The sequence below is a fragment of the Methanothrix thermoacetophila PT genome, from assembly GCF_000014945.1.
Classification (GTDB): Archaea; Halobacteriota; Methanosarcinia; order Methanotrichales; family Methanotrichaceae; genus Methanothrix_B; species Methanothrix_B thermoacetophila.
On sequence record NC_008553.1, the window covers coordinates 316,985 to 342,594 of the forward strand.

The window sequence follows — 25,610 nt, forward strand, 5'->3', positions numbered from 1 at the left end:
CGGTCCCTCACAGACCAAGGGTCTGGGCCGGCAGCTCATATTATCTCATATTATATGACTAATAATGGCATGCGGATCTATGAGGCCCATCCGCTGCCATATTATGTATATTCCGAGAAACGTGCCCAGGGTTGCGCCGAGGTTTGCGAGGGCTGCAACAAGCACCACACGGAAGAAGCGGTTCTCCATCATCTCATCCATGCTCTCAGCACTTGCCAGCCTCTTCACATCCCCCATCGTCGGCTTCCGCTTCCATGCCTCGACCATCCCGGCGAACCATCCTGCAGCCACCAGAGGGTTCAGAGTCGTCATCCAGGCGATCATGAATGCTGTGAGGACGGACAGAGGATGACCTCTTGCAGCCACGACTCCCAGCGCTGCAAGTCCGCCGGTCACCAGGAACCATATGCCAAACGCCAGGAGCACGACACCGCTCGAGTATCCTGCGACCAGGATGTATACAAACGTGAGGATGATTAGCAGTGTAACAATGATGCCAAACGCCTTGCCCAGGCTGAATCTCTTTTCAGGAGGCGCGTCGAAGATTTGCGTGTCCGGTATTCTCGATGGATCTGAGAGGTAGCGCATTATGCCCTCACGGTGGCCGGCGCCCACGACCGCGAGGACCTTTCCGTATCTCGACAGGTCATAAAGATTCCTGGCTATGTATGCATCCCGTTCGTCGACCAGCGCCCTGGCAGCGGACGGCGCGATCTTCCTGAACTCGGCCATGAGCTGGGATACCACATCCGAGTCCGTGACGCTGTCTATATCGAGATCCTCCTTTCCAAAGCCCAGGGCAGCCACAACAAGGCTCCAGAGCATCTTCAGCTTCTCCCAGATGCTCATCGCCGACCAGAACCGCTGAATGGTTATGCTGATATCCCTGTCGACCAGGGCGACTCTCGCGTTGACCACTCTGGCAGCCTCTATGGCAGCAAGCATCTCAGCTCCTGGCCTGACACCCATCTCAGAGCCTATCTGCCTCTGGATGTATGCGAGGAGCCACTGGACCAGAACTAGATAGATCCTCCCGCCGCTCAGAAGCTCGCTTACCTTTATATCCTCATCTCTGTCCTGGCCTGTCAGCGCGAGATACCGCCTCTGGCAGAGCTCTACCGCCACGATATCCGGCCTGGTCTGCTCTATGGCCTCTCTGACCTCGGCAACGCTTTTTTCTGATACGTGTGCGGTGCCTATGACCAAGATCTCGTTTCTTGCATCCGTCGATGATCCTTCTGTTATATCTGCCATTTACAGCCTCACATCCGAGCACAGCTCGATGGCCCTGAGGAGATCCTCTCTTGATATTATACCCACCAGCCTGCCATCCTCGATGACGGGGAGCCTTCTTATCTTCTTATCGCCCATGATCTTTATGGCCGCGGTCGCCTCATCATCCGGCCCTATGACATATATGTTTCTGGTCATGACATCTCCGACACGGGTTGTCTCGCGCAGATGCTCAGGAACACGCTGCAGATCTGTGATCGTCACTATTCCCACAAGCTCATCGTTGACCATCACAGGATATCCCCTGTGTTTCTCATAAAACATCAGCCGCATCAGCTCCGCGAGAGTCATCTCCGGAGGCACAACCCGCACATCCTTAGACATTATGTGCCTCACCTTTATGCCCCGCAGGCTGTCTTCTATTGTGGTGCTCCTGTCCTCCTCAGAAGCAGCTATGTATAGGAATATACCTATGATCAGCGTGAGAAAGTTCAGCGTGAAGAGTCCGAGAAATATGAGGAACACAGCAAAGATCTTTCCAAGAGCGGCTGCGTTCTTTGTTGCAACCACATACGGCATCCTTGTGGAGAACCATGCCCTGAGCACCCGCCCGCCGTCCATGGGGAAGGCGGGGATGAGGTTGAATATCATGAGAATTATATTCATTATGCCCAGAGTCCAGAGGAGTATCGAGAAGGGATGGCCTTCTCCCAAAATCGATTCCGATTGTGTGTAAAGAAGTATCGACATTACGCCGAGAGCCGCGCTGACAGCAGGTCCGGCTATCGCCATCCTGAGCTCCATCGATGGGTTCCTGGGGATCTCCTCCATCGAGGCGACGCCGCCGAAGAAGTAGAGGGTGATGCTTCTTATCTCTATTCCATACCTTTTTGCAACGTACGAGTGGCCGAGCTCGTGAAGACCCACGCATATGAAGAGCAACACCGCGAAGAGGAGGGAGTAAATCCATCTGACTAGAGGGGGCTCGACCGCGCCGAAGCCGTAGAGCTTGCCGAAAACAGTGGCGCTGACGCTTCCAAAGAGATATGCAACCCATGGGATGATCAGAAGAAATGTCACATGAAGCCGTATCGGTATGCCCATGACCCTGCCGAGCTGGATGGAGTTTTCCATGGTACAGAGTTGTCGAATGAAGTTAATATCTTTTGGCTCCTGCAACACATATGCGGTGTATGTGTGGAGAATTGTGCCCAGAGGTACACAACGACTCCCGCAGACTACGGCAGTCGTCTCAAATTGCCTCGAAAAACTGGCCCAGCGGCTCGATTTGTGCTGATCAGCAGTCCCAAGCGTTCCCATTATACAATGTAATGTATCAATCATGTGAGATAAAATCAAAAACGCCCACAAAGGAGGCCCAAAAGTTCCCATTATATGTATCGATAGCATCAGATATTTCGAGATGACTTCTACTTGAATACCTCCCCCGCACCCATGTACCATAGAACCATATCGAGGTGCGCCATCGGTATATCGATACTGCGCGCGAAGTCCGACATCTCAGACTCTATCTTAAGATACCTGCTTCGGCTCAGTGATCTCGGATAATCAGGTACGACTCCATACCGGACCAGGCTCTTCAGGATATGCCTGTCGAGTATGGCAAGATCCCTTCCAAGCCCGATGTTTCTCAGGAAATGGCTCGCCTCCTTGTATCCCATCCCCTTCACGTTTCCGACAAGCCACTCGCGCGTCTGAAACAGATTCTCTGGATCGATGCGAGCTCTCACAGAGAGCATTCCATCCAGCATGAAGAGATCCCTCGCCATGCATATGTACTCAGCCTTCCTGCGGCTGAACCGCACCCCTTTGAGCTCCATCTGTATTCTAGCCGGGACAGGGCAGCGCAGCTCACCCATGGAGGAGAGCTTCTCGACAGCCGCCCAGCATGACCTTGCTCTGGACTGTGGCGTCAGGAGACAGAAGACAAGCTCCTCGAAGAGCCGCTCCTCATCGGCATCCAGCCAGAGCTGATCAAACTCCCTCAGCCTGGCCTCTACGACATCCTCAAGCTTCCTGTGCAGCTCCTTCAGCTGCTCGATCTCATGTGTGCTCATGATTCCAGCATCTCATCTTGATCTCTGGCATCAAATCGTGAGGCTCTCAGAGGTGAACCACGGAGATCAAAGCAGCCCGAGCTCCCTGTGTCTCCTGAGGATCTCATCTGCAAGCCTCTCGATCGCCCTGAGGTCATCTTCCTTTGGGTAGCCCTTCACGATGACAGGCTCTATGATCTCCATCTTCAGGTTCGGCATAAGCGACCTCATCTCCTCAACGATCCTGGCGCCCCAGCCGTATGACCCGATGATGGATGCGAATCTGGCCTTCGGCCTCAGCGCATTCGCGAGGATCGCGGCATATGCGATCAGCGGATGTGGCCTTGTTATGAACGCAGGGGTCCCGAAGACTACGGTGGCTGCATCGACAAGCGATGCCGCAAGCGCGCCAGTATCAGTTTTTGTGAGATCGAATCTTTCCACTGATACTCCTCGATCGATCAGGGCATCGACAAGATGGCTCACCATCTTCTCAGTGGAGCCGTGCATCGATACAAACGGGACCACGACCAGGTTCTTCACATCATCTGAGGTCCACTCCGAATATGCATTCAGCACGACCTCTGGCCTTTTGTGCAGAGGCCCGTGGCTCGGCGCGATGATCTCAGGCCCAAGCGCACGTATGCGCTCGAGATGCCTCCGCGCATTCGCCCTGAAAGGCATCATTATCTCAGCGTAGTACCTCTTTGCGCTCTCAGGATTCCACGCGAAGAGATCGCTGGTCGCGAGATGTGCCCCGAGGAAATCGCATGTGAACAGCATCCGCCTCTCCCGGAGATACGTGAATATCGTATCAGGCCAGTGGACCCATGGCGCGCTGATGAACTCGAGCGTCATATCTCCGAGAGAGAGAAGCTCATTATCGCTCACAGCGCGCGTGCGATCCTTTGAGACTATGCCGAAATCGAGGAGAAGCTCGATGCACTTCTGCGATCCGAGGACTGTTGAATCATACCTCTCGAGGAGGAACTTTATCGCGCCTGAGTGGTCCTGCTCGGCATGCTGGGAGATTATGTAATCAATGCGATCTATACGGAGCGAATCGAGGTTATCGATCAGCACATCCTTCTTGCCCGGATCGACCGCATCTATCAGCGCGGTCTTTTCACTGCCCTTTATGAGATACGAGTTGTAGCTGGTGCCATCCGGCAGAGGTATGAGCGCATCGAAGAGACGTCTGTCCCAGTCGATCGCGCCCACATGGAAGACATTTTTACATATCTCTCGGATCATATCCATCCCAACCTTTTGTATATGTGAAGAGTGTAGGCATCCGACTTAACGTTAGCCATTGAGTGAATGAAAAATGAAAACATACAAGCTCCGTTCGCATGCGCGAGATCGATCACATTGTGACCATTCACAGCCTCATGCTCCGCACCCGGTGCCCTCCAGATACTTGCGGGCATTATCCCTCGACCGGGCTTTGCAAATGCGAATTGGATGTTCTGTATCCCCATTGATGCACCGATACTCTTTATATCCGGACGTCCTCCCCGTAACCTATGCACATGCGATACGCTCTTTGTCTTCTGATGCTCATTCAGATCTCGCTGGCAGACGCGGGGACGATCGTGGTAACGCCCGGCGGCAGCATCCAGGCGGCGATAGACTCGGCTTCATCTGGCGATGCCATAGAGATTCAGGGTGGCATCTACTCAGAGAGAATCGTGGTCGATAAGAGTTTGATCATAAGGGGCAATACGACATCCGGCTACCCTGTGGTGAACGCAGGAGGATCAGGAACCGCTGTTACGATCTCTGGAGATGATATACAGATCACAGGAATCAGGGCGATTGGCTCGGGAATGGCCCCAAGAGATGCTGGTATTTTCGTAACGGGAAGGAACAACCGCGTGATGGACTGCCAGGTCTCAGGCAACAGATACGGGATCGTGCTCTCCTTCGCAGAGGGCTGTACGCTTGAGAACATACTGGCTGAGGCCAGCAGCGAGGCAGGCATGCTCCTCGACAACTCCACGAAAAACAGCATCATCGGATGCAAACTTGAAAACAACATCCACGGTATCAGGCTGGTATCATCGGAGTCAAACACGATACGTGGAAATATCATATCGAATACCACATTCGAAGCTCTCTCTCTAGAGAGATCTAGCAACAGGAATCTCATCGAGGACAACATCATCAGGTTCAACCAGATAGGCATCTCCCTGGAGACCTCACGGGGCAACAATATAACCAGGAATCTCGCGAGCAACAACAGTGTGGGGATAAAAATAGCAAACCACAACGACACCGAGTCGATCAGCCCCATCGAGAACCCGGGCAAGTACGGCGGAGTCTCGATAAAGTACAAGCCTAACAGCGATATCAAGAGCTACGACGTCAGGGACAAGGATCTGAGCTCGTACACGACAAACACGATCTACAACAACACCCTGATCAATAACGAAGAGAACGCCATCGATGATGGAAACAATCAGTGGGATAACGGCACACTCGGAAACCATTACAGCGATTTCGATGAGCCTGAGGAGGGATGCAGGGACAGAAACCGCGACGGCATCTGCGATTCAGCCCACGAGATCGAGGGCGGGATGTCCACCGACAGGCACCCACTCTCGCCGAAGGATCCGATGAAGGCGAGGTTCATGTCCAAGAAGAATGGCGCATACCTCGGCCTGGACAGGATGGTCTTCATGCCAGGGGAGAGGATCGATATGAGGCTGTCCGTTCCAGAGAACATCACCGCGTGGATAGGGGTACTGCCTGCAGGCGAGCCACACGGCGCTCTCGACAGGACAAAGGCGATATCGTACACCACTGTAAACAGCAGCATCAGGGAGGTTGCGCTCGAGGCACCGAGGATGGTGGGATCATATGAGATACGGATGTACTCAACCGAGGAGATGGTGTATCTCCCGATAAGCGTGGAGGTACCCGAGATCCATATCTCTCCTGCTGAGGTCAAGGCGTGTGAGCCGATCAACGTGACGTACTCAGGGGCTCCGGGCTACGAGGGTGACTGGATAGGGATGTTCTCCACAGGCGCGGGAGATCGCTCGCCGCTCTCCAGAAAATATCTCGACGGGAGCACGAACGGCTCGCTTGTGCTGTACACACCAAGCACACCGGGAACATATAACGTGCGGATGTTCGCGGACGATGGATACAGGCTGCTTGCGGTCAGCGAGCCGGTCACGGTGAAGCAGAATGCCGGCGTGAGGATAGTCGCGGAGCCTGAGACCGTCTCGCCAGGCCAGGCGATATATGTTCACTTCTGGGGCGCGATGCCGGACAGCGTCATAGGCATGTACGGGGTGACGAGACCTGATAAGTTCTGGATAAGCATGCAGCCGACTGGCGGGCCGTCATGCGGCACCCTGACGTTCAGGGCTCCATACGGCGGGGGCAACTACGACTTCAGGCTCTTTGAGAACAACGTCTACAGAAAGCACATGGGCGCCAGCAACGTCGTGCGGGTTGTGTAGAGGGCAAGATCCTGCCCTCACACATACTTTTGTCATGCTCACATTTATTTTGGCACGCCTCTTCTCCAGTATGCAGGGTTTTGATTCTACTTTGTCAAATGGTCAGGAGCTTGAATCGCTGAAAGCCTGACTGGAATCGTCTTCATCGGCATACAGATCATGAATCCTACGACGTCATGTGCTGTTGATCTCAATGATATGGGTACACAACTGTCAAATGATACCAAAGCACTGATATGCGGTGAAGTTTACAGCAAAACTGATGGGCTGCATCATCTTGCAGTCCATCAGGAATCTACTTTTCCAGTTCAGTTGCCGCTGAACCGCCACGAAGCTCTCCCCTCGCCAGCGATGCGAATATGCCGATGAAGCAGAGCACAGAGAATATCGCAAAGGCGATCCTGCTGCTCTCTATGAGGCTGGAGTATGTATCAGGGGTTATCTCGACCCTTCCGATATAGATCGCGAAGATCACCATCGCCAGACTCATACTCAGCATCTGGCCCAGGAGACGCATCGTTCCGAGTGTCGCAGACGCTATCCCGTAGTATTTTCTCTCAACCGAGCTCATTATCGCATTTGTGTTTGGTGGCGTGAAAAGGGCCAGCCCAAATCCCAGAAGGAGGAGCACGGCGCCGATGAACCACACAGGTGTTCGCTCATCAAGAAACACAAACGGCACAATGCTGAGCAGAGTGATGGCCATGCCAGCAGAGGCAACAAGCCTGGGCTCCATCCTGTCGGAGAGCCTGCCGGTGAGGGGGGAGAGGATCGTCATCATCAGCGGCTGTGCGAGGAGCACCAGGCCCGCACTCCTGGGATCCAGGGCCTTTATATACTGCAGGTAAAGGCTCAGCAGGAATCCTGTCGCGAAGGTTGCGCTGTAGTTTATGAGCGCCGCGAGGTTTGATAATGCAAAGACACGGTTGGATTTGAAGAGATCGACCTCGATAACAGGGTTCTCAGCTTTCGTCTCCAGATACAAAAACAGGACGAGCCCGGCCAGGCCTGCAACTGTCACAAAACGTCCGGCGCTGGAGGGGAGCAGCGACATGCCGTATACAAGAGCCATAATGGAGATGCCGTAGACCAGAGATCCGCTGAGGTCAAACCGCTCGCCCCTCGCATCTGCCCACTCTCCTCTAAGATTCATCAGCAGTGCAAGCGCCAGAGCTCCGATCGGAACCGTTGCCACGAACAGGCTCCTCCAGCCAAGATACTGGGTGAGAATCCCGCCGAGGACGGGGCCAAGTGATAGTCCTAGATAAACAGAGGCCGCATTGATCCCGATAACCCTGCCGCGCTTTCTCAGAGGAAAGACAGACGTCAGTATCGCGACCGCGGTGCCGAAGATCATCGCAGCTCCAACCCCCTGCACAAATCTCGCAGCTATTATCATGCTGGCGGATCGCGAAACGGGCGCGAGTATCGAGGCCAGGGTGAAGAGCGCTATCCCGTAGCCGAATATCCTCTTCCTCCCGTATATATCGGCCAGGCGTCCGAACGGCACCAGGAAAACGGCAGCTGCCAGAAGAAAGGCGGTCGAGATCCAGCTGAGCATCACCGCATCCATTGAGAGCTCACTGCCAATAGCTGGCAGTGCAATGTTTATGGATGATGACATGAATGCTGTGAGGAATGATCCAATCACAGAGACAACAAGAGCACAGCTCTGTATGCGTTCTGCATCACTATTTTCGTGGGGGTCACACATGACGATACCCTGTTGGAATGCCATTGCATTTGCAAGGATGTATCGCTTTCGGTAATGTGGATGATGCAGAATGAAATGTCATGCAGCTGTTAAATCATACAGAGATAAACTTCAGTGTGAATCGCCATTGTGACATCAAGCTCCCCTAGGTGAACTACCCTGAAGAGCAGGGCTTCTTACCTCATAGCCAAATCACAGAAATGTGATGTAGAAGTTGACTCCATGGGCGCTACGGGCTGTCCCATCCCTGCGATGTGTGTTCATGGAAGCATTGCAGTCTATATCACTGAGAATCCACAGTGAGGACACTCATGAACCCTGTCCGATAACTCTTGGTAAGAAAATGGTTTTCGCAAAGGTCCATTTTCATCCACATGGGTGACCTTGGGTCATGGGTGTTTTCTACAATGCTTCCACAGGCAGAACACCTTTGAGTGGTGTTCATGGGATTTGATCAGCCTTCGACCAGCACATTCAGCCTCGTACGAATGCATGAACATGAACCTGGACCAGAATGCATCATGGATGTCACGATGCATGCATCAGGATTGCTTTGATGACTCCTTGAACCTTGCGATGTATTCTGAGGACGTGTCCGAATAAGGATTAGGTGTTTATGATGTGCAGAAGAGGGGAAGATCCAGATTTCCGGCCACAGCTCTTATCCGGGCACATCCCCACTCCCCCAGAGTTAAAACTTTAAACAGCGTCGGCATAGCAACATACATGAGCGCAGCTGACGAGATGTTCGACCCTGAATACATGCTGGATCTCCTCAGAGATCTCATAGCCTTCAGGACGGTTGCACCACCTGGGAGCTTCTACCATGAGATAGTGGATTACCTCGTACCGGTGCTCAATGATATGGGATTTGCGACGAAGAAGCTTGTGATGCCTGCAGAGGTCTTCGAGTCAAAGTGCACCGATCCCAGACTCTCAGGGGATAGAGTCAACCTGATCGCAGATATGGATCTCAGGAGGCCAGAGTGGCTAGTGATATATACACACCTCGACGTCGTACCTCCAGGCGACGGATGGTCCACAGATCCATTCTCGCTCACGATCAGGGATGGCAGAGCATACGGCAGGGGAGTCTCGGACTCGAAGGGGGCTGTCGCGGCGATGATCGCCGCCCTCAGGGGCATTCTCAGAGAAAGAAAGCCGAAGTACAACCTTCGCCTGCTTCTGACGACCGATGAGGAGGTTGGCGGCTACTCCGGGCTGTGCTATCTTGCAGATTCCGGAATGGTGAAGGGGGACAAGATGCTCTGCATGGATGGGTTCTCCGATGATGTTGTGATCGGCTCGAATGGCATTATCACATGGGAGGTCACGGTGAATGGGAGAGCGGCGCACAGCGGATCCAGCTTTCTCGGAGATAACGCGATCGAGAAGTCGCTTCCTGTGATCGACGCAATACTCCGACACAAGAGGGAGGTTGAAAAGAAAAGCTCCTCGCTTCCAGCCAGCTCTGTGCTAAGGGATAAAGGGATCGCACACATGATGCCGATATTGAACATAAATGTGATACATGGCGGCATTAAGGAGAACATAGTCCCCGACAGATGCGTCTTCCGAGGAGACAGGCGGGTGATCCCGGAGGAGAGGATGGAGGATGCCATGAGTGAGCTTGAGGAGATAGTCAAACGCTTCGGCTCCGACATCGACATAAGAATGTGGCCTGGGTATCCTCCCATGAGGATGGACCCGGAGCATCCGTGGGTTCTTGAGGTGAAGGAGGCTGTGAGAAGAGCAACGGGAACGGAGCCTCATCTGTCCGGGACGCAGGGGAGCCTGGACCAGGCGTATGCAACAGAGATCACAAAGATCCCTGCAGCGGTCTACGGTGTCGGGAGGCAGCTCGAGAGCAATGCACATGGAATCGATGAGAACGTGAGTGTCGAGGATCTCGTGAGCTACATGCGGTTCGTCGGGGAGCTTCTGCTCTAGGCGATCTTCAAGATGGTGTCTCTCAATCAGAGAACCTTAGCGGAATTTGTGGAATTTGCCTGGGTGATGATGGTTTGAAGGTAGTGGCTGTTGTGGGTCACCACAAGTCGGGGAAGACCACGCTGATCGAGGCTCTGGTAAAATCCCTCAAGAGGCACGGCCGCGTCGGGACGGTGAAGCACATGCCGGGGCACCATGTCGACCAGGGCGACACGCACAGACACCTCATGGCAGGTGCGGATGTCGTCATCGGCTTAGGCCTAGGCCAGATCGTGGTGACCCCCAAGGGGAGCCTCGAGTCTGCTCTGGAGGAGATGAGATCCCGAGGCATCGATTTTGTCATACTCGAGGGGTTCAAGAGCAGCCAGTACCCGAAGATAGTTATCGGCGGAATAGATGTACAAAACAAGATATGCGATGTGCATGATGTGAATGATGCCGCAGTGGAACATCTTGTGGAAATGATTCTCTCGCTCTGAGGATAAAGAGCTGCATCGGTCGGTCTTACCTTCAGTCTTGGCTCATCTGGTCGAATCGTCAGAGCAGCGATTTTTACGAGCCCAACTAGCAGCAATCGACTCAGCCTCTCTAGAAGGTTACTGACCGCCAAATCACAGGGATTAGCCTCAGTTTAGCCTCAGTTTATGCGCAATCATCAGTACTCAGACTGCATTACGCCGGCGCGGTCTCAGAACTTATTTGAAATTAGTTATATGTTAGTAGAATAAAGGGTTTGGCCTTCCTGGCGAAAGAGGGATCAGTGGAGTATTTCTAAAAACCTCTGGTTTTGAGTGCTGTGTTGAATAATATTTGGAAATCCAATAGCAGAGAGCTAATTCATATAACATGAGACTTTAGGAGGAATCGATAGCTATTGGCCACAAGGTTTCGAATTATACAACACAGCACATTTGGGAGCTCATGCAATACATGAGTTCGTCTCGAAACTATTTAAACAAAGATGCAGATCTGCATCGATCCTGCGCGGAAATACAATCCACATAAATCAATACGCCTGGGAATTTTGAGACGACTTCCATCGATTGCATCTGGCGTTTTAGAAGGGACTCTGTGTGGAGTCCCGGGCTAAAGCAGCAGAAGCACGATGCCCATTGCCATAAAGATCAGCCCAGCTGCCAGTGTGATGGTTCTCCGGTTTATGTATCCCAGTATGAACCTTCCGAGGTAAATGGCGCTAATTGAGAGTATGAACAGCGCAAGCATTGTGCCACCGAGAACCAACCATGGGTTGTACTGTGTCGCGAATACCGCAGATGCGATCTGTGTCTTATCCCCCCACTCAGCCAGAAATATGACCAGAAAGCCTGATAAAAAGGGGCTCTCATCAAACTTCCTGCCATCACCTTCATCTCCATCAAGATCCCTCAGCGTGATTATCCCGAAGAGCAGGAAGATCCCTCCCGAGATTATCTTCAGAATGCTTGCAGGAACGACCTCTGTTATCCATGCGCCGAGGAGTATGGCGAATCCATCGACGATGAGAAAGGCAGACATCACCCCAATCAGCAGCTTGAAATGCTCCTTTGTTCTGGTGGATAGCAGCAGAACAGAGAGCTGTGTTTTATCGCCGAGCTCTGCGATGGCAATTGTGATAAAAGGGATGAACAAGTCTACAAACATCCATGTTCGGTTGCTCATCTTATTTTATAGCTGTTTCTCCCTGAGGCAAATAAGCACCACTCATGCGAGACCGTCGTGATGCATGCTCATAATGATGTCATTTTCTCGACTGGCCGAACCCGCTCTCAGTAATCGGATACGTTGAATTCTTCTCGAAACTATTTAAAGCAACGATGCGGATCTGCATCGATCCTGTGCGGAAATACAATCCACATAAATCAATACGCTTGGGAAATTTTGAGACGACTTCGTTGGTAAGATGCTGCACGATCTCCACGAGGTCGCATGCATCTGACTTAATGCGAGAACACGACCAAGAAAACATGCAACCATTGAAGATCTATACGGAGATATTTTGTGAGGATATCTCCAGGCCAGAGCCGCCGACTCGATGATCGGTTTCTGTCAGTCCACCCGTTTCTGAAATACCACCCTGCCCTGGCCACAGTACTCGTTCTCAAGCTGTATTGTGGCATGCTCTATCCCGAAGATCGAGCTAAGCTTATCTCGTATCTCACTGAGCGTCCTTTGATGGTCTGATTCCGGAGAGACCACCACATGTGCGCTGAGCAAGATGTTCGAGGAGCAGACGCCCCATATGTGAAGATCATGGACCTGAATTACCCCTGACGCGGTGGAGATCTGGTCCACGACCTCATCGGTCCTGATGCATTCTGGTACGCCCTCCATGATCAGCCGGAACGAGTCTTTGATGAGTCTGTAGGAGCCGGCAAATATCATGACAGAAATGAGCAGGCTGATGATCGGATCCGCGGGGTACCAGCCCGTCCTCCAGATGACAAGCGCTGCTGCGATCACGCCGAGAGATGCTGCTGCATCACCAAGGACGTGGAGGATCGCGGACCTCAGGTTAAGATCATCCATGTGGCCATCCCTGCTCAGAACAAATGCGACGATTAGGTTCACGATGAGCCCGAAGGTTGCGATGAGAAGCAGGTCCAAGCCCTTCACAGGCTCCGGCTGGAGAAGTCTCCTGTATGCCTCAATGAGAATGACCAGGGCCACGAACCCAAGGGTTAGTCCGTTTGCAAGCGCCGCAATTACCTCGAAGCGGTGGAAGCCATAGCTGTACCGTTCGCTGGCCGGAAGCGCCGAGATCCTGATCGCGAACCAGCTCAGACCGAGCGCGAAGAGATCGAGGAATACGTGTGCTGCATCCGAGAGAAGCGCCAGGCTGCCAGTCCACCAGCTCCCCAGAAGCTCAGCTATCAGTATGGATATTGTGAGGATCATGGCCAGCGAGAAGCGCCGCTCAATAACTCTGACCTCGTGTGCTATCATGGATGATGACCTATAGATGCGGTTTTTCAGCTGGAATCTTGATCGCCCAGCAGTCTTTGCCTACTGTTTTGTATACAGTGTGAATGAATCTCTGAGTCATGAATAACGCAGGTCTATGTAAACCCCGCTCAGGCATCCGTCACTGTCCACAATGGCGATTACAGGATACGCGCCCCTCTTTGCGTGAATCTTGATCACGCCAATTGGGTTCTGGGTGTCGGCATCGAGCAGGCTCAGTACGCCGCTATCGACTGTGACGTATCCCAGAACGACTCCCTCCCTGAGAGGTATTCGTTCGAGCGAGCTGTACCTCCTGTCACGGTACTCTGCTGCCAGCCCTCCGAATGGATCATAGAACATGTAGCTGAAGCCGCGAGCAGGCATTGTGATACATCCGTAGAGCCACGGAGCATGCTCGCTTATCAGCCAGGGCCTTCCAATGCCCATATTGAAGAGAACCTCCGCCCTCCTCTCACCAGGGGCATATTCAACCTGTGCATTTACCGAAGCGACTAAGAGCAGCGTAAGGAACAGAAGGCATATTCCCAGTTTTCTCATAGAATTTATTCTGATGGAATTGTAGTTATCTCTTTTGCAGGGATCCAGGAGGTCGCTGGATCGATAAGGACCTGTCCGGATGGATGCAGGATAGATGCCTATACTGGAAATCCGGACCTTACCACCTTCTGTAGGTCAGAAACACATAATCCTTGATCGGAACAGTCCATTGATAATATCCCAAAGATTAAATAACATCGCCGGATACCAGGGGGCTGAATGAACCAGAAGGAGTTTGCCAAGGCATTTGCGATATTTGTGGGAGCTGTGATGGTGCTCTCCGCGTTTGCGGGATTTGTTCTGCGGAGCGGGGATGTGGAAACCCCCTCCAGTCCGGAATCTGTTGAGACTGCACCGCTCTCAGCCTTTGGGGTGAGGGGAAATCTTGTGGACATGAGCTTCTCCAGCATGCAGGACCTGCTTGAGATGTGTCCGGAAAACACAACATTCGCTTACTGGATCGATCTTGAGGCATCGCAGAACATAACAGATGCAGCAGCCTCTGTGATCCCAGAGATATATCCACCTGCTGCTGGGTTGATGTACAGAGACAAGATGTACCCCACTGAGATCAGGCGAGGGGCATCGGTATTCTTCAACGGCACATGGGCTGAGTTCCATTGGATCATGCCCTTCACCTACAACTACCAGGGGCTTGTGATCCCCTATAATGATTTCATGATCGTGCCGGCGACCGGGGATCTCGGAAGGGTGTTCGGCAGGCCGACGCTGTTCGGCCCCGAGGGCGCGCTGAAGCAGATCCTGGATGTTATTCTTGGCGGATTCCCGACTGATCGGCTGACCCTGGCGTATGACGAGATCGCGGATCTCCAGATTGCAGGTGTAGGTGGCATCGAGAACGCACCACTCGGCGGCGAGTATGAGGAGTTCTATGCAGGCATCACGCAGAGGGAAAACGATGTTTATGTTCGCTGCAGGTTCCTGTCTCCGGCTGGGAATACACTGACAAGAATACAGGCGTTCGCATCCAAATACAACATGAGCATCTCGCGCGACGGCAGCATTTTGCGACTCGATGGAACCATCGCACCGGAGGAGATCAGGGGCGTGATCGCGGATCTGCTTGCGCCCTGATAGCGTAAACTTTTTAGATAGGGAGATGGAGCTGGATCTGTTCATTCGAGTGAGGCAATTTTCCGATGAATGATGATGGGCTGGTGCCCTGAAGGAGATGTGTGATATGGCTAGACCGATATACGTGAGGTTTGATGTTCCACCCGAGCTGGCATCAAAGTCGCTTGAAGCGCTTGAGCTGGCTCGCGACACCGGAAGAATAAAGAAGGGAACGAACGAAGCTACCAAGGCCGTGGAGCGAGGGGTTGCGAAGCTCGTGATAATTGGAGAGGATGTGGAGCCACCTGAGATAGTGGCACATCTGCCCCCGCTCTGCGAGGAGAAGAACACCCCCTACGTGTACGTGAAGAAACAGAGCGACGTGGGGGCGGCTGCCGGTCTGAGTGTGAAGAGCGCGGCAGCTGCGATAATAGAGCCGGGAAAGGGAAAGGAGCTGTTGGAGGAGATAATCCAGAAACTCCAGGCTCTGAAGTAGGTGATAAATAGTGGTTGAGGAGAACGGCGTCCCCGCAGAAGTCATAGAAGTCATAGGGGTCACCGGAATGCACGGAGAGGCCACCCAGATAAAGTGCAGGATACTGGAGGGCTCGAACAAGGGCAGGATCATAACCAGGAACTGCATGGGACCTGTGAGGGTTGGCGATGTCCTGATGCTTCTGGAGACCGCGCGCGAGGCCAAGAAGCTGACAGGCAGGTGATCCAATGGAAGAGAGAAGATGCTCATTCTGCAACACCAGGATCACCCCTGGCACGGGGAAGCTGTATGCAAAGAAGGACGGGACTGTATACTACTTCTGCTCGTCCAAGTGTGAAAAGAACATGCGGCTTGGCCGCGTTTCCAGGAAGATAAAGTGGGCTCGAAAGGGGGCGTAGAGGCTGGAGCGCACATTTGTCATGATAAAGCCTGATGGTGTGCAGAGGGGGCTTGTTGGCAGGATAATCCAGCGGATCGAGGAGAAGGGCTTCAAGATAGTGGCGATGCGCCTCTCGGTCATGGACAAAGAGCGTGCTGAGAAGCACTATGCAGAGCACGCTGGAAAGCCCTTCTACGGAGACCTCGTCGAATTCATAACCTCTGGCCCATCTGTGCAGATGGTCGTTGAGGGAAAGGGAGTCATATCTGCCATAAGAAAGATGAATGGCGCGACCAACCCCGCCGAGGCAGCACCTGGCACAATCAGAGGCGACTTCGGGATAGAGACCGGTCGTAATGTGATCCACGGCTCTGACTCTCCTGAGTCTGCAGCCCGCGAGATAGCCCTTCACTTCAGCGACTCAGAGATATTCGAGTACAAACGCATCGATGAGCCCTGGCTTTACGAGTGAGCTGGGCTCAGGCGCATCTCTCTTTTATTGCAGTGGACTCTGCTGAGGAGCCCGGGATGTAGCATATTTGCTGTATTTGCAGCAATTTTGATAACAGCACACAAAACTCGATGGCCATCTCTGGAGGAGTTGGATGAACCAAAACCACGGGGAATTCGACTGTGATCTGCACAGCCGAAAGGCCCCGGTAGATTGTGGGATGGGTCAGCATCTTCGATCCAAGCTGGAGAATCGAAGCGATGAAAATCCATCTGTTCGTGGTGGTAATAAGCAGGCCATACGCGTCAGCAAACCAGGGATAAGGGCGCTTGGTATCGCAGAGAGCTTCGTGCGCTCGGATTCTTTATCCACGCTGGCAGGCCTGGTGATGCGGGGGGATATGCGCATCGATGGTGTTGCGCTTGCTGAGATCACAGTGGGCGGGATGGATGCGACTGATGGAGTGCTGTCGATATACAGAAAGCTCGGAAGAGAAGATATCAATATTTTAATGCTGAGCGGAAATGTGATCAGCTGGTTCAACATAATAGACCCAGAGAGGATACACAGAGAGACAGGGCTGCCGGTGATCAGCGTCACTTACGAGGAGTCTGACGGGCTTGAGAGGTACATAGAGGAGTACTTCCCTGGCGATGTGGAGCGGCTGATGAAATACAGGGCGCTTGGCGAGCGAAGCGCCATCAGGCTGAAAACAGGATACGATCTGTTTGTTAGAGCTCATGGCATCTCTCTGAAGGAGACCAGGGCTGTGCTGAACAGATTTACAATCGAGGGAAGGATACCTGAGCCGGTAAGGGTTGCAAGGCTCGTCGCAAGAGCTGCAATGAGGATTGGGCGCGAGTCAGGAGAGTAAGCCCCCTTCTGTTTCGGCGGCATTCAGCTTAGCGCCATACCCGGGCAAGGGGCTGGACACCCCCAGAGCTGCCCTATTTTGGCTTGCACCCACAGGGTTTCGCCGTTTCATCTGCATTCCGTGAGACCTCCGCCTTTCGGCATCATCGCATTATCACGGCGCAGTCCCGTTTCTGTGCCAGAGCCGGAGCTCTCGCCCCGCATCATCTCGATGCCTGTGTGTCCAGAGGTGGGGGGACTTTCCACACCGGCCGATACCGGCCAGCGGCAGCCGCCCTTCCTCTCTCGCGCCCGCGTTCGATCATCCCTGGAGATCTGCATCATGAGGCAACAGCTTCAAGCGATCTGCAGTCTCGCCTTTCCATCCAGGAATGGGTTTCGTGAATCTCAGAGCCATTCTGGCCATGAGATCCGGAATACATGCACTGCATTCCAAGCTAGATATAGTTTTTCGATCGTCAGTCTTAGATGCAGAACGCTGCATGCCCTGAGCAATCGCTCAGTCCGAGATGGGTTCTCCACTTGTATGGCTCTCATCCTCGAATATCGACTCGAAGAGGAAGTACTTCTCAACGTAAGCCTTCAGCTCCTCATCTGATATGCATGACCTCCTCTTCTCCTCATCGTATAGCCTCTTTATCTCAGAGTGTATGAGATTGAGCCTCCAGTCGTCCTTGTTTATGGTGACGTCCATGTCGATGAGATCTCTCAGAGCCTCCTCCACCTTGATCTTCAGGACCTCTCTGCCGGATGTTGGGCCTATCATCAGGCTCCTGCTGGCTCCAACGATCTCCGGTGGATACGGCTCATAGGTGAATGGATTCTTGATCACGCCAGCTGTGTGTATGCCGCTCTCGTGTGAGAATATGTTTCTGCCAACCACTGCCTTGTTCCTTGGAACCCTTATGCCCACATGCTCCTCCATGAACTGGGCGAACTCTGTCAGGCATGAGAGGTCGTACTTCTCGAAACCCTCAACCCTGGTTTTCAGAAACAGGAGAACCTTCTCGAGCTCTGCATTGCCTGCCCTCTCCCCTATGCCCAGAAATGTGAGGTTCGACCAGTTCGCTCCATACCAGTAACCCACAATGGAGTTCACCGTGCCAAATCCGAAATCATCGTGGATGTGCGTCTCTATGTTCTTCACCCCGATCTCGCGCAGCCTCCGGACCATGTTTGGTATGGAGTACGGATCGTTCATACCCTCAAACGGCAGCCCGTACCCGAGGGTATCGCAGATGCGGATGGTGCAATCCCTATCTATATCAATTATCTCCCTCACAAGGGGGTATACAAAGCCCTCCAGATCAGCACGCGTGATATCCTCCAGATGCGCCCTGGTTCTCAGACCATGATCGACAGCGTACTGGAGTGCGTCAAGATACATCTCCCGTGCAGCCTCCCTGCCGGGAAGACCCATCTTTATCAGTATGTGCGGATCCGAGATCGACATCAGTATGCCTGTCTCCCTGATACCATCCATCTCCAGCACGAGATCTATGTCATTCGTGTTCGCCCTGCTCCAGCCTGTGACCTCCGGGTTACAGCCCATGTCCAGCATCTCTCTTGCGGCCCTCTTATCGGCTTTGCTGAACAGGAATACCTCCAGCTTCTCTATGCCTATCCTGTGAAGGGGTGTGTCTAATATGCTAATATTAGAATATGCTGTATTCCAAAGTTAAGCTAAGATAAATTTTAATATACCATAAAACAAGCAAATAACATGCTTAAGAGATGGGATACAAGATTATACGATATTAAGTTAATATTAGAAGTATTTGATTCGTTATCGTTAGATTTGCGATCAATAAATGCTCCAAAACCAAAAGTTTATGATTTGGAGACCATAATTAAGGCACTTTTGATAAAAGAGTTTGAGGGGCATTCTTTAAGATCAGCAGAAGTTAGGATTAAAGAAGTGCTTGGAATAAGAATTGATCATTCAGTTTTGCATTTCTGGGAAAAGAATTTATCTTCAAATATTGAAGAGATATTAAATAAAGTTCTTGAAAGGTTACAATCAATAGATTATACAGATAGTTTCATTGATTCCACTAAATTCGCAAATAAAAAAAGGATATCATAAAGATACAAGCAATAACCAGGAAAAATGAAACGATATTCCCTGTGGAAACGAGGATAAAATCGGAACTAACAGTGCCTGAGGGATCAGGCTATTTATTTGGTGACGGTGAATATGATTCCAGGAAATTTTTGAATGATGTTGTAGATAAAGGTTACATGCCTGTTATTAAACCGAGAAAAATAAGTGCCGGTGGTTTTGGATCCAGAATCAGAGATCGGATCTTTAATAGAGAAATATACAAACACAGATCAGTTTGTGAAGGATTCTTTGGTGCTTTGACCAATTGGTTTGGAGATAGAATACCATGTTTCCTCGAAGAGACAACTATTACAAGGATGCTTCTGAGAGTACTGGCTTATGCATTGAGAATTCTATCAAGATTTAGTATAAAATAAATTTGAATGATAGACACACCCTCCTGTGAAGGTACTCATATATTCTCAGCCTGTCCCTCAGATTTATGACGATTCCGGGCATCTGGGCTCCATCGCGAAGCGTGGAGTCGCTTATGAACACATCATTCCCGTTGGGCAATCTTATCTTTGGAAGATCCTCATAGGACATGAACTGCATACGCATCAACCTCCAGCCAGGGTCTCTGTGCTTGACATGGTGTGGTTGAAAGGAATAACTCCAAAAGCATGCTCAAAGCAGAGTCCACACATACACAAAGAAGCAGGCCCTGTGCCAAATTAAGTGGTCATTGGTGATATTTATAATTTTTGTCGGATTTCATATGGTTAAATAAAATAATATTAAAACATTGAGTATTCCTATAAACCCTTATTTTTACAATGGCGGATTCTCGCTGATATCGTATTTGACTTGAATTTTCCTCAAAACTGCTGTGTTGAATAATTCGAAGCCTTGTGGCCAATAGCTATCGATTCCTACTAAAGTCTCATGTTATATGAATTAGCTCTCTGCTATTGGATTTCCAAACATTATTCAACGCAGCACCCAAATGCGTCGCATAAATTGCATTGCTGGTGGAGTTTTGGAGACGCTTTCTAATCCAAGTCCCGCACCATGTGTCATCGAGTTCAAACGCGATACTGCATATTGCGTGACACTCTCTCCTGAATGTTGGAGTTGCGCCCTGCTACTCTAATAGTACATGTCGACTCCTGAAAGCCCATACAACTGATTCGATGCAGTCTCTCTCATGATGCATTGATCGCGCAACAACTGAGTATGAGCGAACATATCTATATTTGTCGATATCGCATGCCATCTAAATAATGTCTGGTGGTCGTGTAGATCTCATCTAGGTTCAAGATGAACACAAATCTTTTTAATTTATAGGAGTCATCAGGGGGTGGAGGTGTTTGGTTTGAAGTCTGTCTATGCAACACTGATGCTTTTCCTGCTGCTGGGGTTAGCCTGTGCAGGCACTTTCACGGCAGGTCTTGATGTTGATACGTATGTGGACAGGGATAACCCGAACGATACATTTGGAGATGCGACCACGCTGTGGGTGGCATCAGCTGCGGGTGAGCCCGTGAAGATCGCATACATCGGATTTATAAATGCATTCGGCAACCAGGGCATATTCTCTCCCGATCAGGTCTCCACAGCAACCCTGAAGCTGACGGTCTCAGATGTGGAGAAGCCTGGTATCATAAAGGTTTACTTTGTCTATGGATACATCAGCCCTGAGCTCACATGGGAAGATGCCCCTGAGGCTGTGGAGAATGCTTCCGCAGAGATTGAGATCGACTCCCCTGGAGAGTACACACTGGATGCCACTGACATCATCAAGGAGGCTGTAAGGACGTGCACAGAGGGCTGTCCGTATGGTCTGAAGATCGTCGCTGAAGGTGATGCATCAGTCGGCCTTGCCTCCTCAGAGGTATCAAAAGGCTCAACTGAGCTCAAGTACATCGCCGAAATGTAGCTCAGCGGTTTGAGCTGCACGTTCTCTTTTTGTGGATATCATTCGACGACCAGCTATGTAGAGGGTTCATTTGGGGGGGCACAAGTCGTCTCGATATCCACATGCAATAGATGTGAATCTGGATCCATAAGCTGCATACGATATATCAAATGGCATCTGGTTGGTCCGAAAATAGCATTGAATGTTGACCATTTCACCCACATGGGTGACCTTGCATCGTGAGCGTTTTTTTGGTCAAGTTCGCCGTGACCTCCAGAGGGCATGGCACTCTCAGATGACAACAGAAACCTCCAAATCCCATACCAATATCATGATCTACTGTGATTTATTTCGTGATGGAGGTTTCTTATGCGGCTGATCTGCATAGCTGATGTTCATGATGCACCCTCGCGACTGTGGTTTCTGGAAGGACGGTCTGCGGATCTGATGGTGATAGCAGGAGATCTTCATAATGATGGAACGCCAGATACTGCGGTACGTGTTCTCGATCAGCTCTCCCGGTTTCCGCAGATGAAACTCATAATCCCAGGCAACATGGATCCCAGGACATTTGCAGAGGATCTCTGGCGAAGCCACGGTCTCATACCGATTCACCGATCCACGTTCGTGATTGGGAAAGTGGGGTTTGTGGGCATGGGCGGGATGGTGGCGAGGAATCCGAAGAGGATCGGAGATCCGGCAAGGTATTACCACAGCGATGAGGACCTGTACAGAACACTGACAGATCTGCTTCGCTCTATTCGCGATCTTGATCGACGGGTTGTGGTGGTTCACCAGCCACCGAGAGGGGTGAGGGATCGTCTGTACAACGGAGAGCTCTCTGGAAGTTCTGGTCTGCGTAGGGTGATTGAAGAACTGCAGCCTGATCTGGTGATATGCGGCCACATACACGAGGACCGCGGCGCCTTAAACCTCGGAGGCACACTGGTGGTGAACGTGGGGGAAGCGCGCATGGGATACGCTGCTCTGATAGATCTTGATGATCTGGATGTGGAGTGGCTGACTGCAGAATAGGTTCAGTATTTATAGGCCTATCACCAAGATACACCTGAAGTGGGTGAGATGCCTGTAAGGGTTATGGATTTGATGAGCTATCCGGTGCTCACAGTGCCACCAAACGCAAAGGTTATAGATGCGATAAAGCTGATGGCCAGCGGACCGAAGGGGTGTGTGATCGTCGCAGAGGGTGGTCTTCTCAAGGAGGTAGAGGGCATCGTCACAACAAGTCGTATATTCAAGAAGGTCTTCGCAGCCGGCCTGGACCCTGCGAACGTGAGCGTGGCAGACATCATGACACCAGCACCACTTGTCACAATCTCCCCAGAAGCAACCACCCGCGAGGCTGCTGAGCTCATGGTGCGCCACAACATACGCCGTCTTCCAGTGGTCAAGGACGGCGTGCTTGTAGGCATCATCACCAGCAAGGACCTCCTGCAGTGCGTGAAGTGATGGGGGATAGCAGGGCGCAAACTCCAACCTTCAGGAGAGGAGGCACAACGATAGCTATTTATGGTAAGGTGGAGACGCATACTCCTGTAGCGGGCGCTTCTGTCCTGCGCGTCGGCGCGGGGTCAGTGCGCGAGATGCTGCATAAGATGTATGGCTGACAGACATAATCCTGTGTCGAGGTAGCCTAGCCAGGTAGGGCGCAGGTTTGCTAAACCTGTTCCCCTTCGGGGATCGAGGGTTCGAATCCCTCCCTCGGCGCTCAATTTTACGGAATTCCATACCGACCGATTTCCGTACTGCGTGATGGGGGTTAGCAGGACGCTTATTCCGGTGTTCAGGCCGAAGAGGAAGTCACATGACAGAATTCAGAGTGCACATGAAGGCGCCGTGTTTTTATGCCCGTGAGCAATCTGACCGAATGACTTAGTCCGTGCTTGCAGAACAGAATGAGACCAGAATGGTGCCTCAAACATACATTTTCATCAGCGGTTCCTGCCTGCCGAATCCCCTCAGCTGGATCTCGTCGTCTGTGAGTATGAGATATGTGTTATCACCACCATCCGCGAGCGAGCCAGCATTGGCGACCAGCAGGTCCTCATTTCTCCTGTAAATGGCTGCCTGGTGCGTGTCGCCATAGATGAAGCAGTCAACCTTGCCGGGATGTCGTTCTCGGATGAATTTAATGATTGCATCGTACTGTGACTCGACAGGGCTGTACCTCAGCGTCCTGAGCACTCCAGATCTCACCTTATCGAATATGCTTGTGACCCTCCAGAGCGACTCCTCGATCTCCACGGCCTCACCCAGATAGCAGGACCTGTAGATGCTTTCATATGCATATGCCATCATCCTCTCGAGATCCGCGGGAAGAACGGGCTCACCCGATAGTCTGCGTATGCCCTCGAAGATCTGCACAGGTAGTGATTTAATGCCATCGAGATGATGGCCGTGTGTGAACATAAAGCGTCTGCTCCCAATCTCCATCTCATATGTAGGGTAATGGAATGTCATCCTAAGTCCTGCAAGATTCATCGCCCACCTCAGGTTCGGAAGGTAAACGCTGAACAGTTCACCCCTCGCCGCCCTCTCGAGAAGTGAGAGCTCCTGGCATATGACCGTCATGTGGTGATCGTGATTGCCCACCACATAGCTCACCCCCAGGCCCAGCTCGTCCAGCCGCCTGAAGAAATAGCTTGCATCGCGAATGGCGCTCTCCATCCGGACCCTCCAGAGATCGAGGATATCGCCAAGAAGCACAACCTCATCGATGCCGTCTCCGTACCTCCAGAGTTCCCATATGAAGTAATCGACATTATCACGCCTTGAAAGAACAGAGGACTTCAAGCCGAAATGCGTATCGGAGATCACAGCAATTGACATCAGGACTACACCCCTTCAGCCACCCCACTTCAGCGACAAAACATGATTATGATTCAAACTCAGTAATACTTTAACTTATTGGTGGGAAGGGTGGATTGTTTAGTCCCGAAACCTTTGACCTTATCTAGTCGGCGTTTTGAGTTGTGGTTCAACATGGTTCACGCTCCATTCGATCGATGAATAATCTGAGGATGCATACGGGTGGTAGTCTGGCCCAGACGACACCATCTCACTGCCAGTAGCCGGGTGGTTTCGAGATGACTTAAAATTAATTCGTGGGCCTTGCTGTGTTGAATACGCTGCCTTGTGGCAATAGCTATCGATTCTTACTAAAGTCTCATGTTATATGAATTAGCTCTCTGCTATTGGATTTCCAAACATTATTCAACACAGCAGTGGGCCTGGATATATATCCAATGCTGAGCCTTGCTCTCGATGAGGTCATCTCAAAATATGTGGATACATCACCTTGAGTACTGCTCTTCGGCATCATTGAGCAGCACAACCGGGCTCTGGGCCAGATTTTCGATGTAATTTTGAGAAAACCTCAATCTGTTCTCAGAGTCTCCTCGTAGGTCTGGAATGCTTCTCCCCGGTCCAAGTGCTGAAGGCTCTCGTTTGTACACAAATCACGTGGCCATGCAAATGCCGATACATCGGTTATCTGATGTAATAAGATTGATCTGATTTAATCAAAATTTATTTAACCTAGACTCAACACAGAATGATTTTAGAAAATTAAAACCAATTTGAGTTAAGGGTGATACAGATGAGATGCTTTATCCTGCTTGTAATGCTGGCTCTTCTAGTTGTACCATCAATGGCACAGCAAGAGCAGCCGATCACCATCAGAGATGAAGATGGGCGAGACGTGGTGATTCCTGCAACTCCTGAAAAGATTGTATGCCTCTCCCCTGCTGCAGCCGAGGTGCTCTGCGCTCTGGGCATGTCTGACAAGATTGCCGCAGTCACCGAGGATTGCATTATACCCTCACTATGTCGCTGCCTTCAGGAGAAGGAACGTGTGGGTACATCCGGCAGGAATGCAGATCTTGAGAGGATACTGGAGCTGAAGCCGGATCTGGTAATAGCCAAGACCGGCTCTTTATTCCCGGAGGAGAGCGAAAAGGTTCTCGTCAGTTGTGGGATCCCCGTTCTCAGATATCGCGCGTTGCATATCGACGCTCTTATTCCGATGATCAACGATCTGGGTAGGATAGTAAATGCAGAGGATAAATCACATGAGATCATTGGCTGGATCACCAAATACTACAACACTATTCTGGAGCGAGTAAGCTTGGTTCCTGAGAGCGAGAGACCCACGGTATACTTCATGTCCATGGGGCACTTCGATTGGACCGCAGGGAACCAATCAGCTGGTGATATAAGAATTTCAGAGGCTGGTGGCAGGAATATCGCTGGAAATCTCACTGAAACGGTCCCGCATGTGGACATGGAGTGGGTCATCCAGCAGAATCCACAGATAATAATATTCTCAATGGCATCGAATCAGTACAAGGGAGATACACCAACAGAGGACGAGATGAGAGTGCTGTGTTGGATAACTATTTAAACTAGGAAAATATATAATATATTT

At 51.4% G+C, this 25,610-nt stretch carries 25 protein-coding genes, 1 tRNA gene, 1 other RNA gene and 1 pseudogene; 16 read left to right on the forward strand and 12 right to left on the reverse strand.

The annotated features are described in order from the left end of the window. Positions 1-45: 45 nt before the first annotated feature. The 4 genes from MTHE_RS01620 to MTHE_RS01635 all read right to left on the reverse strand — a co-directional run bounded on the left by MTHE_RS01620 (position 46) and on the right by MTHE_RS01635 (position 4,544). The gene (locus MTHE_RS01620; protein WP_011695511.1) at positions 46-1,254 is read right to left on the reverse strand and encodes a TraB/GumN family protein; all 1,209 of its coding nucleotides are present in this window, start codon (positions 1,252-1,254) and stop codon (positions 46-48) included. Next, the gene (locus MTHE_RS01625) at positions 1,255-2,367 is read right to left on the reverse strand and encodes a CBS domain-containing protein (RefSeq protein ID WP_011695512.1); all 1,113 of its coding nucleotides are present in this window, start codon (positions 2,365-2,367) and stop codon (positions 1,255-1,257) included. It abuts the gene before it with no gap. A gap of 296 nt (positions 2,368-2,663) precedes the next feature. After that, positions 2,664-3,311 carry an N-glycosylase/DNA lyase gene (locus tag MTHE_RS01630; protein WP_011695513.1) on the reverse strand — a complete coding sequence of 216 codons (648 nt, stop codon included), beginning with the start codon at positions 3,309-3,311 and terminating at the stop codon, positions 2,664-2,666. Between the two features lie 66 nt (positions 3,312-3,377). Then, a complete protein-coding gene (locus MTHE_RS01635) occupies positions 3,378-4,544 on the reverse strand; it encodes an FprA family A-type flavoprotein (RefSeq protein ID WP_011695514.1) in 1,167 nt (388 codons plus the stop codon). Positions 4,545-4,822: 278 nt separating this feature from the next. Between MTHE_RS01635 and MTHE_RS01640 the strand changes: the two genes are divergently transcribed. Beyond that, on the forward strand, positions 4,823-6,763 hold the full coding sequence (locus MTHE_RS01640; protein WP_175265679.1) for a right-handed parallel beta-helix repeat-containing protein: 1,941 nt from the start codon (positions 4,823-4,825) through the stop codon (positions 6,761-6,763). Positions 6,764-7,058: 295 nt separating this feature from the next. On the opposite strand, the gene MTHE_RS01645 is transcribed toward MTHE_RS01640, so the two are convergent. Further along, positions 7,059-8,477, reverse strand: a complete 1,419-nt coding sequence (locus MTHE_RS01645; protein ID WP_011695517.1) for an MFS transporter — start codon at positions 8,475-8,477, stop codon at positions 7,059-7,061. A 726-nt stretch (positions 8,478-9,203) separates the two neighbouring features. Between MTHE_RS01645 and MTHE_RS01650 the strand changes: the two genes are divergently transcribed. Continuing rightward, positions 9,204-10,427, forward strand: coding sequence for a M20 family metallopeptidase (locus MTHE_RS01650; protein ID WP_175265680.1), 1,224 nt, complete (start codon positions 9,204-9,206; stop codon positions 10,425-10,427). 83 nt (positions 10,428-10,510) lie between these two features. Further along, a complete protein-coding gene (gene mobB / locus MTHE_RS01655; RefSeq protein ID WP_232840907.1) occupies positions 10,511-10,906 on the forward strand; it encodes a molybdopterin-guanine dinucleotide biosynthesis protein B in 396 nt (131 codons plus the stop codon). Positions 10,907-11,513: 607 nt separating this feature from the next. Here the strand turns inward: mobB and MTHE_RS01660 are convergent. The 3 genes from MTHE_RS01660 to MTHE_RS01670 form a co-directional block, all read right to left on the reverse strand. After that, positions 11,514-12,068: a TMEM165/GDT1 family protein gene (locus tag MTHE_RS01660; RefSeq protein WP_175265681.1), complete on the reverse strand. Its 555-nt coding sequence runs from the start codon at positions 12,066-12,068 to the stop codon at positions 11,514-11,516. 405 nt (positions 12,069-12,473) lie between these two features. Next, positions 12,474-13,370: a cation diffusion facilitator family transporter gene (locus MTHE_RS01665; RefSeq protein WP_011695521.1), complete on the reverse strand. Its 897-nt coding sequence runs from the start codon at positions 13,368-13,370 to the stop codon at positions 12,474-12,476. Between the two features lie 96 nt (positions 13,371-13,466). After that, positions 13,467-13,928, reverse strand: a complete 462-nt coding sequence (locus MTHE_RS01670) for a hypothetical protein (RefSeq protein ID WP_175265682.1) — start codon at positions 13,926-13,928, stop codon at positions 13,467-13,469. Positions 13,929-14,147: 219 nt separating this feature from the next. Here MTHE_RS01670 and MTHE_RS01675 point away from each other — a divergent pair, with 219 nt between their 5' ends. From MTHE_RS01675 to MTHE_RS01700, 6 genes are all read left to right on the forward strand, one after another. Beyond that, positions 14,148-15,023 (forward strand): hypothetical protein, encoded by an 876-nt coding sequence (locus MTHE_RS01675; RefSeq protein WP_011695523.1) that lies wholly within the window; start codon positions 14,148-14,150, stop codon positions 15,021-15,023. A gap of 106 nt (positions 15,024-15,129) precedes the next feature. After that, positions 15,130-15,498: a 50S ribosomal protein L7Ae gene (gene rpl7ae, locus MTHE_RS01680; RefSeq protein WP_011695524.1), complete on the forward strand. Its 369-nt coding sequence runs from the start codon at positions 15,130-15,132 to the stop codon at positions 15,496-15,498. 10 nt (positions 15,499-15,508) lie between these two features. Continuing rightward, positions 15,509-15,721, forward strand: coding sequence for a 30S ribosomal protein S28e (locus tag MTHE_RS01685; RefSeq protein ID WP_011695525.1), 213 nt, complete (start codon positions 15,509-15,511; stop codon positions 15,719-15,721). A 4-nt stretch (positions 15,722-15,725) separates the two neighbouring features. Further along, positions 15,726-15,896, forward strand: coding sequence for a 50S ribosomal protein L24e (locus tag MTHE_RS01690; protein ID WP_011695526.1), 171 nt, complete (start codon positions 15,726-15,728; stop codon positions 15,894-15,896). Between the two features lie 3 nt (positions 15,897-15,899). Then, on the forward strand, positions 15,900-16,349 hold the full coding sequence (ndk, locus tag MTHE_RS01695; protein WP_175265990.1) for a nucleoside-diphosphate kinase: 450 nt from the start codon (positions 15,900-15,902) through the stop codon (positions 16,347-16,349). Between the two features lie 199 nt (positions 16,350-16,548). Continuing rightward, on the forward strand, positions 16,549-17,202 hold the full coding sequence (locus tag MTHE_RS01700; RefSeq protein ID WP_011695528.1) for an endonuclease dU: 654 nt from the start codon (positions 16,549-16,551) through the stop codon (positions 17,200-17,202). On the opposite strand, the gene rnpB is transcribed toward MTHE_RS01700, so the two are convergent. Together rnpB and MTHE_RS01710 are read right to left on the reverse strand one after the other, a co-directional pair. Further along, positions 17,188-17,488, reverse strand: an RNA gene (gene rnpB, locus MTHE_RS01705) — RNase P RNA component. The two genes, MTHE_RS01700 and rnpB, sit on opposite strands and share 15 nt — an antisense overlap. A 212-nt stretch (positions 17,489-17,700) precedes the next feature. Next, a pseudogene (locus MTHE_RS01710) lies at positions 17,701-18,834 on the reverse strand (homocitrate synthase/isopropylmalate synthase family protein); the annotation flags it as partial. 90 nt (positions 18,835-18,924) lie between these two features. On the opposite strand from MTHE_RS01710, the gene MTHE_RS01715 reads away from it, so the two are divergent. Next, a complete protein-coding gene (locus MTHE_RS01715) occupies positions 18,925-19,287 on the forward strand; it encodes a hypothetical protein (protein WP_175265683.1) in 363 nt (120 codons plus the stop codon). A 41-nt stretch (positions 19,288-19,328) separates the two neighbouring features. Then, on the forward strand, positions 19,329-19,682 hold the full coding sequence (locus MTHE_RS01720) for a transposase (RefSeq protein WP_175265684.1): 354 nt from the start codon (positions 19,329-19,331) through the stop codon (positions 19,680-19,682). On the opposite strand, the gene MTHE_RS01725 is transcribed toward MTHE_RS01720, so the two are convergent. Continuing rightward, positions 19,669-19,866: a hypothetical protein gene (locus MTHE_RS01725; protein ID WP_175265685.1), complete on the reverse strand. Its 198-nt coding sequence runs from the start codon at positions 19,864-19,866 to the stop codon at positions 19,669-19,671. The two genes, MTHE_RS01720 and MTHE_RS01725, sit on opposite strands and share 14 nt — an antisense overlap. Before the next feature lie 745 nt (positions 19,867-20,611). Between MTHE_RS01725 and MTHE_RS01730 the strand changes: the two genes are divergently transcribed. The 4 genes from MTHE_RS01730 to MTHE_RS01745 all read left to right on the forward strand — a co-directional run bounded on the left by MTHE_RS01730 (position 20,612) and on the right by MTHE_RS01745 (position 22,891). Beyond that, positions 20,612-21,184, forward strand: a complete 573-nt coding sequence (locus tag MTHE_RS01730) for a CBM96 family carbohydrate-binding protein (RefSeq protein ID WP_175265686.1) — start codon at positions 20,612-20,614, stop codon at positions 21,182-21,184. A gap of 348 nt (positions 21,185-21,532) precedes the next feature. Then, on the forward strand, positions 21,533-22,198 hold the full coding sequence (locus MTHE_RS01735) for a metallophosphoesterase family protein (protein WP_011695532.1): 666 nt from the start codon (positions 21,533-21,535) through the stop codon (positions 22,196-22,198). Positions 22,199-22,246: 48 nt separating this feature from the next. Next, on the forward strand, positions 22,247-22,633 hold the full coding sequence (locus tag MTHE_RS01740; protein WP_232840874.1) for a CBS domain-containing protein: 387 nt from the start codon (positions 22,247-22,249) through the stop codon (positions 22,631-22,633). 173 nt (positions 22,634-22,806) lie between these two features. Continuing rightward, positions 22,807-22,891: transfer RNA gene (locus MTHE_RS01745), tRNA-Ser, on the forward strand. A gap of 207 nt (positions 22,892-23,098) precedes the next feature. Here the strand turns inward: MTHE_RS01745 and MTHE_RS01750 are convergent. Then, the gene (locus tag MTHE_RS01750) at positions 23,099-24,013 is read right to left on the reverse strand and encodes a UDP-2,3-diacylglucosamine diphosphatase (RefSeq protein ID WP_011695534.1); all 915 of its coding nucleotides are present in this window, start codon (positions 24,011-24,013) and stop codon (positions 23,099-23,101) included. Between the two features lie 769 nt (positions 24,014-24,782). Between MTHE_RS01750 and MTHE_RS01755 the strand changes: the two genes are divergently transcribed. Then, positions 24,783-25,586 carry an ABC transporter substrate-binding protein gene (locus tag MTHE_RS01755; protein ID WP_011695535.1) on the forward strand — a complete coding sequence of 268 codons (804 nt, stop codon included), beginning with the start codon at positions 24,783-24,785 and terminating at the stop codon, positions 25,584-25,586. Positions 25,587-25,610 lie beyond the last annotated feature (24 nt).

Excerpts from the sequence above, each read along its gene's own strand:
- MTHE_RS01755 (WP_011695535.1), top strand. The coding sequence starts at position 24,783 with ATGAGATGCTTTATCCTGCTTGTAATGCTGGCTCTTCTAGTTGTACCA.
- MTHE_RS01740 (WP_232840874.1), top strand. The coding sequence starts at position 22,247 with ATGCCTGTAAGGGTTATGGATTTGATGAGCTATCCGGTGCTCACAGTG.
- MTHE_RS01750 (WP_011695534.1), bottom strand. The coding sequence starts at position 24,013 with ATGTCAATTGCTGTGATCTCCGATACGCATTTCGGCTTGAAGTCCTCT.
- MTHE_RS01665 (WP_011695521.1), bottom strand. The coding sequence starts at position 13,370 with ATGATAGCACACGAGGTCAGAGTTATTGAGCGGCGCTTCTCGCTGGCC.
- MTHE_RS01645 (WP_011695517.1), bottom strand. The coding sequence starts at position 8,477 with ATGTGTGACCCCCACGAAAATAGTGATGCAGAACGCATACAGAGCTGT.
- MTHE_RS01735 (WP_011695532.1), top strand. The coding sequence starts at position 21,533 with ATGCGGCTGATCTGCATAGCTGATGTTCATGATGCACCCTCGCGACTG.
- MTHE_RS01630 (WP_011695513.1), bottom strand. The coding sequence starts at position 3,311 with ATGAGCACACATGAGATCGAGCAGCTGAAGGAGCTGCACAGGAAGCTT.
- MTHE_RS01635 (WP_011695514.1), bottom strand. The coding sequence starts at position 4,544 with ATGATCCGAGAGATATGTAAAAATGTCTTCCATGTGGGCGCGATCGAC.
- MTHE_RS01715 (WP_175265683.1), top strand. The coding sequence starts at position 18,925 with ATGCTTAAGAGATGGGATACAAGATTATACGATATTAAGTTAATATTA.
- MTHE_RS01690 (WP_011695526.1), top strand. The coding sequence starts at position 15,726 with ATGGAAGAGAGAAGATGCTCATTCTGCAACACCAGGATCACCCCTGGC.
- MTHE_RS01660 (WP_175265681.1), bottom strand. The coding sequence starts at position 12,068 with ATGTTTGTAGACTTGTTCATCCCTTTTATCACAATTGCCATCGCAGAG.
- MTHE_RS01700 (WP_011695528.1), top strand. The coding sequence starts at position 16,549 with ATGGGTCAGCATCTTCGATCCAAGCTGGAGAATCGAAGCGATGAAAAT.
- MTHE_RS01620 (WP_011695511.1), bottom strand. The coding sequence starts at position 1,254 with ATGGCAGATATAACAGAAGGATCATCGACGGATGCAAGAAACGAGATC.
- MTHE_RS01675 (WP_011695523.1), top strand. The coding sequence starts at position 14,148 with ATGAACCAGAAGGAGTTTGCCAAGGCATTTGCGATATTTGTGGGAGCT.
- MTHE_RS01640 (WP_175265679.1), top strand. The coding sequence starts at position 4,823 with ATGCGATACGCTCTTTGTCTTCTGATGCTCATTCAGATCTCGCTGGCA.
- MTHE_RS01650 (WP_175265680.1), top strand. The coding sequence starts at position 9,204 with ATGAGCGCAGCTGACGAGATGTTCGACCCTGAATACATGCTGGATCTC.
- MTHE_RS01625 (WP_011695512.1), bottom strand. The coding sequence starts at position 2,367 with ATGGAAAACTCCATCCAGCTCGGCAGGGTCATGGGCATACCGATACGG.
- MTHE_RS01725 (WP_175265685.1), bottom strand. The coding sequence starts at position 19,866 with ATGCGTATGCAGTTCATGTCCTATGAGGATCTTCCAAAGATAAGATTG.
- MTHE_RS01670 (WP_175265682.1), bottom strand. The coding sequence starts at position 13,928 with ATGAGAAAACTGGGAATATGCCTTCTGTTCCTTACGCTGCTCTTAGTC.
- rpl7ae (WP_011695524.1), top strand. The coding sequence starts at position 15,130 with ATGGCTAGACCGATATACGTGAGGTTTGATGTTCCACCCGAGCTGGCA.